The sequence below is a fragment of the Halanaerobacter jeridensis genome (assembly GCF_016908315.1).
GTDB classification, from domain to species: domain Bacteria; phylum Bacillota; class Halanaerobiia; order Halobacteroidales; family Halobacteroidaceae; genus Halanaerobacter; species Halanaerobacter jeridensis.
Window position 1 is genome coordinate 69,089 of record NZ_JAFBDQ010000011.1, and the last position, 14,206, is coordinate 83,294.

Consider the following 14,206-nt stretch of genomic DNA (forward strand, 5'->3'; position numbering starts at 1 on the left):
CATGAATAAATATTATAAGAACATAATAGTAATTGCTTTAGTAATTGGATTAACAGCTGGTATTTTCACAGGCTGTGGCTCTAAAGGAGAAGAAGCAAGTAAGTCCTCAAAAGAAAAAACGCAAGAAAATAACGGGATTCCAGTAGAAGTTATTAAAGCTGATACTGGAGAGATAGTTAATCATATTACTGTAACTGGTACTTCAGAAGCAATTAAATCAGCTCAATTAACTCCGCAATTACAAGAAACAGTAGATAAAGTTTTAGTAGATACAGGTGACCGAGTTCAAAAGGGAGCAACTTTAGTGCAGCTAGATCAGGAAGATATTAAAGCTAATATAAATGTAGCTAGAGCAGGTTTAGAAACAGCTCAAGCAGGGTTAGAAGAAATGATGGCAGGAGCACGCGAAGAGGAAATTGATAAATTAAAAGCGCAAGTTGAACAGGCAAAAGCAAATTACGAGCAAGCTGAGAGTGATTATGAACGCTATCAAAGATTATATGATAAAGAAGTGATTTCTAAGCAGCAGTTTGAAGGTATTAAGACTAAATATATTAGTGCTAAAAACAGTTATAAATCTGTTCAAGAATCTTTAAAAATGGCTCAAGCTGGGCCAACTAAAGAGCAAATTAAAACTCAGCGGGCCCAGGTTAAGCAAGCTCAAGCACAGTTAGATACAGCTAAATTAAATTTAGCTAAAACTAAAATCACGGCTCCTTTTTCCGGTTTAGTAGCTGAAGTAAATACTGAAGAAGGAGAAATGGTGGGAACACAGCCAGTAGTGTCTATTGTAGATTTAAGTACAATTGAAATTCAAACGTATGTTAGTGAAAACAATGTAAACAAATTAGAATTAGGACAACAAGTAGAAGTTGATTTCAATGCATTAGCTAATAAATTAAAGGGACGAATTAAAAATATTAGTCCGACTTTAAATCAACGTGAAAAAGGATTTGCAATTAAGATTAAAGTTAATAATAGTGGACAGCTAATTAAATCGGGGATGTATGCTGAAATCAAAATAGAAACTCAGCGTAGTAGCGGTAATTTAGTAATTCCTAAACAATCCTTACTTAGAGAGAATGGTAGTGCTTATGTGTTTAAAGTAGAAGCTAATAAAGCAGTGAAAGAAGAAGTTACTACTGGATTAACTACAGCCAGTGAAGTAGAAATTTTATCAGGTTTAGATAATGGAGATAAAGTAATTACTGTTGGTGCAGAAAGAGTTACAGATGGATATGATGTAAGAGTCGTTGGAGGAGGTGGGCAATAATGAAGCTCTCTGATTTTTCAGTTGATCGGCCCATTGCTATTACAATGTTCGTACTATTGGTGGTATTAATTGGAGCAGTAGGTTTTACAGAATTAGGAGTGCAGTTAATGCCAGAATTAGAACTGCCATTTGTAGTAGTCCAAACGCAATATAATGGTGCTACCCCCGAAGAAGTAGAGGATTCAGTCACTAAAACTTTAGAGGAAACAGTTGCTACTGTAGAAGGTTTAGATACAATTAGTTCGACTAGTAGAGAAAATATGTCTACAATTTTCTTAGAGTTTAATTGGGATATTGATGTAGATAATGCTAAAGCTGATGTAAGAGATAAAATAGATATGGTTAAAGATGCACTGCCAGATGGTGCAGATGAGCCAGTAATTATGCAGTTTGACCCGGCTAATCGACCAGTCGTTAAAATTGCTTTATCTGGTCCTAATTTAACCTATTTAAAAGATTTAGCTGAAGATAAATTTCAAACTCAGTTAGAAACTATATCTGGTGTGGCTTCGGTAGATATGAAAGGTGAACTAAGTCGTGAAATTCAAATTAGAGTTAAGCAAGAAAAAATGAATGCTTATGGGTTAACTTTTAATGATATTTCTTCGGGCATTAAAAGTTCTAATTTAGATATGAGTGTAGGAGAAATAAATGATGGTGTTAAAGAGTTAACTGTCAAAGGAAAAGGAGAATTTGATAGTGTAGAAGAAATTAGAAATATTCAATTAATAACTGCTAACGGCAGACAGATAAATTTATCTGATGTAGCTGTAGTTAGAGACACTCATTCAGAAATTGCTCAGTATAGTTATTTGAATGGAAAAAGAAGTATTACTTTAGGGGTTAAAAAGCAGAATGATGCTAATACTGTAGAAGTTGCTGATGCAGTTAAAAAACGTGTTGAAGAATTAAAACAAAATGTCCCTGGTAATATTGATGTTAAAGTGATCTCTGATTCATCAGAGTTTATTAAAGATTCAATTGCTAGTGTGCAGCAAAACTTTATGACAGGTGGTATTTTAGCAGTTATAATTTTATTCTTATTCTTAAGAAATGTTAGAACAACAGTAGTTATTTCAACTGCTATACCGACATCTGTAATTGCTACTTTAGGAATGATGTATTTTGGTGATTTAAGTCTAAATAACTTAACCTTAGGTGGATTAAGTTTAGGTATTGGTATGTTACTCGATAACTCGGTGGTAGTTTTAGAGAATATTTATCGTCATCATCACGAAGGACTGGGGCGGATCCAAGCTGCTAAAGAAGGAGCAGCAGAAGTAGGAATGGCTATTTTTGCTTCGACGATGACAACAGTAATTGTATTTTTACCAATGATTTTTGTTGATGGTATTGCTGGTGAAATATTCACACCAATGTCTAAAACAATAGCCTTTTCTTTATTAGCGTCATTATTAGTTGCTTTAACATTTATTCCAATGTTATCATCTAAACTACTGCGAGTAGAAATTGATGAAGAGAAGAATAAACAAGGTAAAGTAACTAAAACTTATAAAAGTATTTTATGTTGGTGTTTAAATCGTCGTTATTTAATAGCAGGTTCTTTAATTGTTATTTTAGTCTTATTTGGATTTGGGTTGATCAAAGGATATATTCCACTGCAGACAGAGTTCTTCCCTAAGTCAGACCGGGGGAAAGTAAATGTCTACTTTGAATTGGCCCAAGGAACTCAATTAGATAAGACTAATCAGTTTGTTATGAACGCTAAAGATAATATTAATGAAATTCCTGAAATAAAAGATATTTCTAGTGAAGTAGGTTCCAATAATAATAGTTATGAAGGAGAAATAGAGGTTGATTTAGTAGATTTAGCTAAAAGAGAGCGTGGAGTCACTAAAGTAGCTGAGGTTATTAGAACTAAATTAAATGATTTAGCAGGGGCCAAGATTAATGTTGTGCCACAAACTTCAATGATGGGACGTCAAGGCAAAGGTGGGGGAGCAATTACTATTAATGTTAAAGGTCTTGATTTAGATACTTTATTGAATTTAGCGAATGAAATTGAAACTAAAGTGGAAAATACAGAGGGCACAAGAAATATTGCGATTACACCTAAAGCTAGTAAGCCAGAATTAGAGATTATTCCTCGCGAAAATTTAGCTAAAGAAATGGGGATTACTAAACAGCAGTTATTCTCTACTATTGATACTGCAGTTGATGGTTCAGATGTCAGTAAATATAAAGAAGATGGAGAAGAGTATGATATTAGATTGAAGTTATTTGATGAAGAAAGTAATTCCATCAATCAGTTATTAAATATTAAAATCAATTCTCCACAGGGAGGAGTCGTTCCTCTAAGTCAAATAGCTGATATGAGATATGCTACTGGGCCAAATGCTATTGAACGTGAAGAACAAGAACGTAAATTTACTATTGGTACAGATACTTATCAGCGTAGTTTAGGTGCTGTACTAGAAGATATTAAAACAAAACTAGGTAAGATGGATTTACCAGAAGGATATAGTATTAATTACAAAGGTGATGCTGGTGATATGAGAGAATCATTCCAAGAGCTAGGGCAAGCAATGATAATGGCAATAGTATTAGTTTACATGGTCATGGCTGCTCAGTTTGAATCATTAGTTCATCCTTTTGTAATTATGTTTACAGTACCTATTTCATTAATCGGAGCAATTACAGCCTTAGTAGTAACTGGAATACCACTAAGTATTAATGGGTTCATTGGTATCATTATGTTAGTCGGTATCGTTGTAAATAATGGTATTGTATTAGTGGATTACATTAATACCCGACGTGAGTTTGAAGATCGTGAAGAAGCAATTCTAAATGCGGGTCCCATTCGATTACGACCCGTATTGATGACAGCTTCGACTACTATGCTTGCTATGGTACCTTTAGCATTAGGAATCGGAGCCGGAGCAGAAATGCAGCAGGCAATGGCGATTGTAGTAATCGGTGGTCTATTACTTGCTACATTCTTGACTTTGGTAATTGTACCAGTTATTTATGATATTATGGAAGACCTATCAGCAGTAGTATCCGGATTCTTCCGTAAGTTGCTGCATGGAGAAGAACCACAGCAACCAAGCAATAATGAGAGTATATAGATTGCGCACTTAATGTGCAATAAAATAAGTGCCTAGGGCGACACGGAGGGTTTTTCGTCTTTTAAAAACCCGGAGGGACAAAAGATAGTGAGCACTTAGAATAGAACCACAGCAACCAAGCGAAAACCAAAGCATGTAGCTTGCGCACTTAATTAGCTCTAAGCAGAGTGTCTAGGACGACACGAAGAGTTTTGTGAGCAAAAATCGGAGGCACTTAATGAGCTTTAAATAGAGTGATTATAGCAAGGTGTTAGTTAGAATCAATTCTAGCTAACACCTTTTTTATCATTTAGCGGATTATAATTTGTGACTTTGGATTTGGATAGCTTTTTATTTAATGATATAATATAATTAAACTTAAATTATTATGGACGTGATAGCTCATGATAGATAAAAGTAATGTCAAAAAAATTATTAAAGAATATTGTGCTAAAAATAAGAATATAATAGCTGTTTATTTATTTGGTTCTTTAGCCCGAGGAACTTTTAGTAAAAACAGTGATATTGATTTATCACTGATGGTGAATCGTGAATTAAATAAAATGGAAAAATTTAATTTAAAATTAGAAGTTGCTGTTGATTTAGAGGAATTATTAGATAGAGAAGTTGATATTATTATTTTTTCTAATGCTGATTTGAGATTAAAACATCAGATTATTAAAGGTGAATTAATTTTAGGAAAAAATAATAAATTAAGAGTTAGAGAAGAAAGTAAAGCAGTTAGTGAATATTTGGATATGAAATACTTTTATGATAAATATGAAGAAGAATTGGGAAAGGGGTTTTTAAATGGTTGATAAAGATTTGGTTAGGAGTAGATTATTGAAATTGGAGGAATATATTAATGATTTAAAGGAATATCAAAACATTAAATTTGTTAAATATCAAAATGATAAATTAATCAAACGTTTTGTAGAAAGAACATTACAATTAGCTATAGAATCTTGTCTTGATATTGGAAATCATATTATTAGCGATGAAAGATTAGGTACCGCAGATACTAATGCAGATATTATCAGAATTTTAGCAGAGAATGATATAATAAAAAGAAATGTAGAGCAATATATTAAAATGTCTAAATTCAGAAATGTGATTGTTCATGACTATGCAACTGTAGATGATAAAGTCATTTATCAGATTTTAACTAATAATTTGAAAGATATAGAGATACTATTTAATTGGTACCGTGAATATATAAATTAAATACTTACATAAATTTTAACCCGTTTTTAACGGGTTATTTTTTTATGTCTCAGTTAGAAAATTTTGGACAAGAATCGAATTAACCTTTATAATAAGTAATAAGATTATATAATTTAAAGGAAAAACAAAAAAAGATTAGGATTGGTGTTTAATATTGAAAAAAACTATAAAAAGAGAGATAACTATTAAAACTGGTGGCGCAATTTTATTGATTTTGTTTATTATTTTTTCTTTTTTGATTTATAATTTTAGAACAGTTCAAATTACTAAAGTTAAAGAGCAGATGAATAAAAGCATTAATAATATTGCTTTTAAAATTGATGCTCAAAATCATCATATGGTCTCATTGCTACAGATGATGGTTAACTATCAAAAGTTAGCTGGTTTTGGCAAGCGAAAAGAAAGTGTAGATTATCTATTTGATATTTTAGATGAACATTCGCAAGTATTAGGAGCGGCTTATTGTTATGAGCCGAATGCTGATGGTCAAGATAATAAAGATATGGCAAAAATAAAGAAAGCTCTTAATTCCACAGGGCGTTTTATGCCCTATGTAGTGCGTAAAAGTACTGGGCAGCAGGAAGTATTACTTACTAAAGTAATGGGGCTAGATAAGCAATTTTATCAGCAACCTAAAAAAACAAAAGAGCTAACTATTACTGATCCTTTTAATTATCAAGGGACAATGATGGTTAGCTATTCTGCGCCGATTATTATTGACAATCAGTTTAAAGGAATTGCAGCGATTGACCGTAGTTTAGAGCAAATTCAAAATTACTTGCATAGTTTAAATTCTTTTTCTACATCTGAATTTTATTTAATTAGTCCTAATGATAGAATAATTGCTACTTCGAAGCAAGAAAAATTTTTAGGGCATAATTGTGAGCAGTTAACAGTTGACTTTGATTTTGAACAAGGAAATTCATTAGGGCAAAGAAACGATAAGTTTTGGGTTTCAGCGACAGTAGACACAGGGCAATGGCAGATTGTAATGTCCATTGATAAACAAGAAGCTTTAGCGAAAGTGAATGATTTAACTAAAAATATGATTGGCTTAGGAATTTTAGCAGTGATTTTATTATCACTTTTTCTTTATTATTTGATTTATCAATCATTAAAGCCTATTCCCAAAGCTACTATCTTTGCTCAAAATTTAGCGGCTGAAAATTTTAATACTCCGTATTTAAATGTAGAATCTGAGGATGAAATTGGACAATTAGCTACTGCTTTAAATAAAATGAAAGATAAATTGCATAGTAAGATAATAAAAATTAACCAAAGTAATAAAGAATTAGAAAAAGAAAAAAATAAATTAGAAAAATATTTAAACATTACGGAAGTTATGTTTGTAGTAATTGATAGGAATAATCAAGTTAAATTAATTAATGATAAAGGAGCTCAAATATTAGGTTTAGCCAAAAAAGAGATAAAAGGACAAAATATAATAGATAATTTTGTTTCTGAAGAAGAAAAAGAAGAGGCTAAAGAACATGCTAAACAATTATTAACAGGTGAAAAAGAATTAATAAGTAATTTTGAAACTACTGTAGTTAATGCTCAAGGTGAAGAAAGAATTATTATTTGGAATTGTACAGTACTAAAGGATGACCAAGGTAAAGTGCAAGGTATTCTTAATTCAGGAACTGATATTACAGAACAAAGATTATTACAAGAGGAATTAGAATATAATAAACTAAAGACACAGTTTTTTGCAAATCTATCGCATGAGTTTAAGACACCGTTAAATTTGATATTATCATCTTTGCAAATGCTAGAATTTGCTGAAGAGAATAATTCTCAATCCTCTTCCAACTTGAACTTAAAAAGATATACTAAACTGATTAAACAAAATAGTTATCGGTTATTGAGATTAGTTAATAACTTAGTAGATCTTACGCGGATAAATGCTAATTCCTTTGAACTGAATTATAATAATTATGACCTAGTAGCTTTGATAAGAAATATTACTTTATCAGTTCAGGACTATGTAGAGAATAAAAATCGTCACTTGTCTTTTAATACAGAATTAGAAACTCAAATAATGGCTTGTGATTTCTTCAGCTTAGAGCGGATTATGTTAAACTTGATTTCTAATGCAGTTAAGTTTACTGATGAAGGAGATAGAATTACAGTTGGTCTTAAGAAAAGAGATAATAAGATGATTATTAGTGTTGCAGATACTGGAGTAGGTATTCCAGAAACACAACAGGAAACTATTTTCCAACAATTTAGACAGGTCAATAAGTCTTTTACAAGAAGCCATGAAGGTAGTGGAATTGGCTTGTCTCTTGTTAAATCTTTAGTAGAAATGCATGAGGGGCAAATAAGAGTTGAGAGTACACTTGGAGAAGGTAGTAAATTTATAATTGAACTGCCAATTACAAAAATTGCTACATCAGAAGTTAAAGATAAACAGCCTGAAGATTTATTTGAAATGATAGAATTAGAATTTGCTGATCTTGATACTAAGTAGTTGCAATTGATAATTGTTACTGATATAATAACTAGTGCTTATCTAGTGATTGAAATTTCATTGTATTAAGTGTAGAGTTGAGTTTAGGATCGTGGATCTAATAATGATTTTAGAGTACTATTTAAATTATAAGAGGTGACCATTGAAATGAAGCAAGATAAAATTATAGTAAAAGGTGCTGAAGAGCATAATTTGCAAAACCTAGATGTTGAAATCCCCCGCGATGAATTGGTTGTAATTACAGGAGTTAGTGGTTCTGGAAAGTCATCCTTAGCTTTTGATACTATTTATGCAGAAGGACAACGGAGGTATGTAGAATCTCTTTCTTCTTATGCGCGGCAGTTTTTAGGACAAATGGAGAAACCTAAAGTAGAATATATAGAAGGATTATCGCCTTCTATTTCTATTGACCAAAAAACGACGAGTAAAAATCCTCGTTCTACAGTAGGGACAGTCACAGAGATATATGACTATTTGCGTTTGTTATATGCACGAGTAGGAACGCCACACTGTCCTGAATGTGGACGAGAAATAACCTCGCAGCAGGTACAAGATATAGTTGAACAGGTTTTGGAATTAGAAGAAAGAACTAAATTCCAAGTACTATCACCGATGGTGCGCGGGCGTAAAGGAGAACATGAAGATATTTTAGCTCAAATTCAAAAAGAAGGTTATGTTAGAGCTAAAATTGATGGAGAAATTAGGGATGTTGAAGAAGAGATTAATTTAGATAAGAATAAAAAGCATACTATAGAAGTAGTTGTTGACCGTTTAATTATGAAAGATGGAATTCGTTCTCGGTTAGCGGATTCAATTCAAACTGCTTTGGACTTAGGGCATGGTCTAGTAATTGTTGATATTATAGATGGAGATGATTTATTATTTAGTGAACATTTTGCTTGCCCAGATTGTGGGGTTAGCTTAGAAGAATTATCGCCAAGGATGTTTTCATTTAATAGTCCCTATGGTGCTTGTGATACTTGTGATGGTTTAGGGAGTAAACGTGAATTTGATCCCGATTTATTGCTAGATATGGAGAAACCATTAAATGATGGTGCAGTTGTCCCCTGGCAGAATTCTAAAAGTAGGTATTATCCAACAATGGTTCAAGGTTTAGCAGATAAATATGATGTTGACCCTGCTCAGCCGCTTAAGGATGTTGATTCTGAATTTGTTGAAGCTTTATTGTATGGTGATCGTGGAACTGTAGAATTCAGATATACTAATCGTAAGGGACGGACAAGGATGCATGAAAAACAGTTTGAAGGATTAGTCAATATATTTAATGACCGCTATCGGAAGAGTAATTCAGATCGCACCAAAAAGAAATTAGAAAAGTATATGACAATTCGCCACTGTCCTAATTGTGGAGGGCATAGATTAAACCCTAAAAGTTTAGCTGTTACGGTAGGAGATAAATCAATTTCTGAAATAGTAGATATGTCAATTGAAGATTCGCATCAGTTTTTTGTAGATTTAGAGTTAGAAGGTCAAAAGAAAATTATTGGAAAAGAGATTTTAAAAGAGATCAGGTCGCGGCTTGAATTTCTATTAAATGTGGGTTTAAGTTATTTAACTTTGAATCGTTCTGCTGGAACCTTATCAGGAGGAGAATCACAGCGGATTAGATTGGCAACACAGATTGGTTCGAGCTTAGTAGGTGTAATTTATATTCTTGATGAGCCAAGTATTGGTCTTCATCAGCGTGATAATAAACGATTAATTGCAACTTTAGAAGAGTTGAGAGATGTAGGTAATACTGTGTTGGTAGTAGAACATGATGAGGAGACCATCAAATCAGCTGACCATATTGTTGACATTGGCCCAAGAGCTGGTCGCCATGGTGGCAAAATAATAGCTCAAGGTGACTTAGATAATATTAAAAGCGCTGATGAATCTTTGACTGGAAAATATCTATCGGGAGAGAAAAAAATTAAAGTACCGGAAGAAAGAACAGAACCTAAAGATGAATATTTAGAGATCAAAGGGGCTCGGGAGCATAACCTTAAAGATATTGATGTTAAGATTCCTTTAGGTGTTTTCACTTGTGTGACGGGAGTATCTGGTTCAGGTAAAAGTACTTTAATTGAGGAGACTTTACGCCAGCGATTAATGAATGAATATTATAGTTCAAATCGCAGACCAGGTGAGCATGATGAGATAGTAGGGCTCGATAATCTAGATAAAATAGTTAATATTGACCAGTCGCCGATTGGTAAAACACCACGTTCTAATCCAGCGACTTATACTAAAGTATTTGACTATATTAGAGAAGTGTTTTCCGAAACTCCTTTAGCTAGAGAACGAGGTTATCAAAAGGGACGCTTTAGTTTTAACGTTAAAGGGGGACGCTGTGAAGAATGTAAAGGGCAAGGAACGATTACCATTGAGATGCATTTCTTAGCCGATGTTTATGTGCCGTGTGAAGCATGTAATGGTCAGCGTTATAATCAAGAAACTCTTGATGTTAAATATAAAGGAGAAACAATCGCTGATGTATTGGATATGACAGTAGAAGAGGCACTAGAATTCTTTGAGAATATTCCTAAGATTAAAAGAAGATTACAGACACTATATGATGTAGGGTTAAGTTATATGAAATTAGGTCAGCCGTCTACTACTTTATCAGGAGGAGAAGCTCAGCGAGTTAAGTTAGCTTCCGAATTGAGTAAGAGAAGTACTGGCAATACCATTTATATTTTAGATGAACCGACTACTGGACTTCATTTTGAAGATGTGAATAAACTATTAAGTGTTTTACAGCAGCTAAAAGAAGGCGGTAATACAGTCTTAGTCATTGAACATGACCTGGATGTGATTAAATCAGCCGACCATATTATTGATTTAGGACCAGAAGGTGGCGATAATGGGGGCGAAGTAGTAGCTACTGGAACCCCTGAAGAAATAACGGAGGTAGAAAAATCATATACTGGAACCTTTTTAAAGAAAATTTTAAATAAATAGATTAAAAAAAGTCGCTGGGATACCCGGCGACTTTTTTTATTAATAGTTGACATCAGGAAGATATCACTATATAATCAAAAGAAATGATAAAAATGTATAATTTTAGTATAATATAAATAAATAGTAATTTTGAAGTAGGTTAATAATAAAATTTAATATAAATGGAGGTCTGATAATGCAGAAATTAGAAATCACTTTTTTATCATTAGTAACTATAAAATAATTATTTTTGTTACTATATTTGACATATTTTGATTTTTTTAATATAATATTAGTATATATTTAGAAATAAGATAAAAAATTACTACTTTATCCTAAAGGTAGTAATTTTTTTGGTTGTTGATGGTGGAAAATGATATTAAATAAATTATTTTAAAATAAAATGAAAATATTTGCAGATGGAACTAATGATCAACTTGAGGAGGTTGGACTTGTGGATTTAAACATTATGAAAACAAATATGAAATTATGGAAAAAGTTAAGCTTGGTAATAGGCATTTCAATTGTAATTCCTGTTTTAATAGCCTCTTATTTTTTTACAACTAATTCTCTAGATAATACTAGGGGGAATATTTATAAGAAGAATGAGAATATAGCCCAAAATGTAAAGGCTAGAATTGAAACAACTTTAAATGGAGTTGAAACTATTTTAAAAACTATTAGAAATATTGATACTGTTAAATCTGTTAATCCTAATGCTATTGCTTGGCAGGACGGTATGTTTAAAAATATTATTTCTAATTATCAAAGTATTGATGAGATTTTTATTACTAATCAAAAGTATAAACTGATATATTCAACTCTCGAAAATAAAGGGAGATTAGAAAACAAATATTTTAATAACAGTGGAAAAAAATATAATAAATTTAATAATCAAATAACTATTTTGACTTATCCAATTAGGCAAGAAGAAAAAGTAGTAGGCTATGTGGGGGCTAAAGTTAATTTAGCTTTTATTAAGTCGATTTTTAAAAATGTAAATCAAAATGGGGAGAATTATTTAATCTCAACTCAGGGTGATATATTGTTGCATTTAAATGAAGAAAAGATAGATATTAAATACCCTATTTTTACTAAAGTAAATAATAAGCAAGAACAGACCAAAGAGATAGAAATAGATGGAACTACTGAATTAGTGAACTATAAAAAAATTAATAACACAAGGTGGGGAGTTGCTGTTCATTTGCCTACCAAAGTAGCCTATAAAAACATAAGAAAGACTCAGATTTTTTCGATTATAATTATTATCAGTGTAATTATTTTAGCAGTAGTTATTTCTTTGCTACTTTCAAATTATATAAGTGAGAGAATATTAAAAGTAGTTGATTTTGCTAAAGAGCTTGCTAAAGGAAATTTAAATACTGATTCTATTACTCAAGAAAGTGATGATGAGATTGGAGAATTAGAAAGTTCTTTAAATAAAATGAAACAGGATTTAAAAAATATAGTTAGTGACTTGTATGCTCAAATTGAAGAGTTATCTCATCATAGTCAAGACTTATCAGTAGTATCGCAAGAAAGTGGTCATATAGTAGAAAATACACGAAAAAATTTAGAAAGTTTGTATAGTGGGATAGAAGAAGTTTCTTCTAATAATGAGGAAGTAACTGCTTTAGCGCAGGAAACTAATTCGAAAACTCAAGTTGGGGAAGCGAATATTAATAGAACTATTAGCAAAATGGAAGAAATAAATAAGTCAGTTATTAGAAGCCAAAGTAAAATAAATAATTTAAATGATATTTCAGGTGAAATTTCTAATATTTTAGAAATTATAAATAGTATAGCAAAACAGACCAATTTATTAGCTTTAAATGCTAGTATTGAAGCTGCTAAAGCTAGAGAAGCTGGACAAGGTTTTGCTGTTGTAGCTCAAGAAATTCGCAGTTTGGCTGAAGATACTACTGGAGCAACCGAAAAGATAGAAGATTTAGTAGAAGAAACTTACAAGCAAAGTAAGAATAGTTTGGAAGCAATTGATGAAGTAAAGTCTAAAACAGAAATAGGAAGAAAAGAAGCAAAAGAAACTGGAGAGATTTTTGTGGAAATCAGTAATTCTATCGAAGAAACTTCAGTTAATATACAGCATTCATCAGAGGTTAGTCAAGATTTGGTCTATGAGAGTGAAGAAATTAAAGAAACATCTAAAAAAGTGGATCAAATTTCAGAAAAAATGGAAAGTTCAGCTAGTGATTTAGCAATAATGGCTGAAAAATTAGAAAAAACTATTAATAATTTTGATTTTTAGGAGGGGAAAAAATGAAGAAAAAAGTAGTGGTTTTTTTAATTGCCTTATTAGTATTTAGTTCTAGTCTAACTTATGCTTTAAATGTAGAGCAAATTTTAAATAAATTAGACAAGAAAGTTAATCCTAAGACGGCTGAAATGGATTTGAAGATTAAAACAGATAGTAGTGATAAAATTGTTGAATATTTCAGCAAAGAGACTGCAGGGCAGACTAATACTTTATTTAAGGTATTAGCTCCTAATGAAGAAGAAGGTACAGCAGTTTTAGCATTAAATAAAGATAGCAGAGAAGAATTATATTTTTATATTCAAGCTATTGGTGCGCGAAAAGTAGCAGTTAATCAAAAGAAAGGTAGTTTTTTACAGACAGAATATAATTATTTTGAAATATTAGATATGTTTGAGGGACATTATGAGCAGAAATTCCAAGCAGCTATTGAGGCAAAAAGTGATAAAGACTTTGTATTAAGGCTAGAACCTAAAAATGATTTGAATCAGTATGATTATTTGTTATTACATATTACTAACAAATATCTACCTGAAAAAATTGAATTTTATCGTGGCAAGCAAAAGTATAAAGTTTGGCAAGTTGAAAAATTTAATCAAACTGAAGGGGTATATTATCCAGAAAAGAGCGTATTGCTTAATTTAAATAATAATCGGGAAACTGAAATTACATTTACGAATGTAAAATATAATCTCGAATTAAATGATATGTTGTTTAGTGTTAGATATCTGAAAAGATAAAAAAGATTTGAGGAGGAGTTGAAAATGTTGAAAAAAATAAATGTAGTAGTATTAACTGTAGCAGTATTATTAACATTTACTGTGCATTCTTTTGCTGGAGACTTAGAAATTCATGGAGAGTTTATTAATGATTTGATTCTAGAAGAAGAAAAAAAATACTGGAGATAAAGAGTACTTTAATAATTCAGATCAAAATAATTTACTCAACGGTAA

9 protein-coding genes are annotated in these 14,206 nt (G+C 31.5%); all 9 read left to right on the forward strand.

What is annotated here, in order from left to right; genetic code table 11:
* Position 1: 1 nt before the first annotated feature.
* The 9 genes from JOC47_RS10825 to JOC47_RS10865 all read left to right on the forward strand — a co-directional run bounded on the left by JOC47_RS10825 (position 2) and on the right by JOC47_RS10865 (position 14,161).
* Positions 2-1,273 carry an efflux RND transporter periplasmic adaptor subunit gene (locus JOC47_RS10825; protein ID WP_204702091.1) on the forward strand — a complete coding sequence of 424 codons (1,272 nt, stop codon included), beginning with the start codon at positions 2-4 and terminating at the stop codon, positions 1,271-1,273.
* Positions 1,273-4,362, forward strand: coding sequence for an efflux RND transporter permease subunit (locus JOC47_RS10830; RefSeq protein ID WP_204702092.1), 3,090 nt, complete (start codon positions 1,273-1,275; stop codon positions 4,360-4,362). Before JOC47_RS10825 ends, JOC47_RS10830 begins: the two co-directional genes overlap by 1 nt.
* Before the next feature lie 383 nt (positions 4,363-4,745).
* Positions 4,746-5,159: a type VII toxin-antitoxin system MntA family adenylyltransferase antitoxin gene (gene mntA, locus JOC47_RS10835; protein ID WP_204702093.1), complete on the forward strand. Its 414-nt coding sequence runs from the start codon at positions 4,746-4,748 to the stop codon at positions 5,157-5,159.
* A complete protein-coding gene (hepT, locus tag JOC47_RS10840; protein ID WP_204702094.1) occupies positions 5,152-5,565 on the forward strand; it encodes a type VII toxin-antitoxin system HepT family RNase toxin in 414 nt (137 codons plus the stop codon). Before mntA ends, hepT begins: the two co-directional genes overlap by 8 nt.
* Before the next feature lie 154 nt (positions 5,566-5,719).
* Positions 5,720-8,038 carry an ATP-binding protein gene (locus JOC47_RS10845; protein WP_204702095.1) on the forward strand — a complete coding sequence of 773 codons (2,319 nt, stop codon included), beginning with the start codon at positions 5,720-5,722 and terminating at the stop codon, positions 8,036-8,038.
* 147 nt (positions 8,039-8,185) lie between these two features.
* Positions 8,186-11,002 carry an excinuclease ABC subunit UvrA gene (uvrA, locus tag JOC47_RS10850; RefSeq protein ID WP_204702096.1) on the forward strand — a complete coding sequence of 939 codons (2,817 nt, stop codon included), beginning with the start codon at positions 8,186-8,188 and terminating at the stop codon, positions 11,000-11,002.
* Between the two features lie 433 nt (positions 11,003-11,435).
* Positions 11,436-13,247 carry a methyl-accepting chemotaxis protein gene (locus JOC47_RS10855; protein ID WP_204702097.1) on the forward strand — a complete coding sequence of 604 codons (1,812 nt, stop codon included), beginning with the start codon at positions 11,436-11,438 and terminating at the stop codon, positions 13,245-13,247.
* Positions 13,248-13,258: 11 nt separating this feature from the next.
* Entirely contained in the window at positions 13,259-13,993 is a 735-nt protein-coding gene (locus JOC47_RS10860) for an outer membrane lipoprotein-sorting protein (RefSeq protein ID WP_204702098.1), read from the forward strand.
* Between the two features lie 24 nt (positions 13,994-14,017).
* Entirely contained in the window at positions 14,018-14,161 is a 144-nt protein-coding gene (locus JOC47_RS10865) for a hypothetical protein (RefSeq protein ID WP_204702099.1), read from the forward strand.
* The last annotated feature ends 45 nt before the right edge of the window (positions 14,162-14,206 follow it).

Excerpts from the sequence above, each read along its gene's own strand:
- JOC47_RS10860 (WP_204702098.1), top strand. The coding sequence starts at position 13,259 with ATGAAGAAAAAAGTAGTGGTTTTTTTAATTGCCTTATTAGTATTTAGT.
- uvrA (WP_204702096.1), top strand. The coding sequence starts at position 8,186 with ATGAAGCAAGATAAAATTATAGTAAAAGGTGCTGAAGAGCATAATTTG.
- JOC47_RS10865 (WP_204702099.1), top strand. The coding sequence starts at position 14,018 with ATGTTGAAAAAAATAAATGTAGTAGTATTAACTGTAGCAGTATTATTA.
- hepT (WP_204702094.1), top strand. The coding sequence starts at position 5,152 with ATGGTTGATAAAGATTTGGTTAGGAGTAGATTATTGAAATTGGAGGAA.
- JOC47_RS10825 (WP_204702091.1), top strand. The coding sequence starts at position 2 with ATGAATAAATATTATAAGAACATAATAGTAATTGCTTTAGTAATTGGA.
- mntA (WP_204702093.1), top strand. The coding sequence starts at position 4,746 with ATGATAGATAAAAGTAATGTCAAAAAAATTATTAAAGAATATTGTGCT.
- JOC47_RS10830 (WP_204702092.1), top strand. The coding sequence starts at position 1,273 with ATGAAGCTCTCTGATTTTTCAGTTGATCGGCCCATTGCTATTACAATG.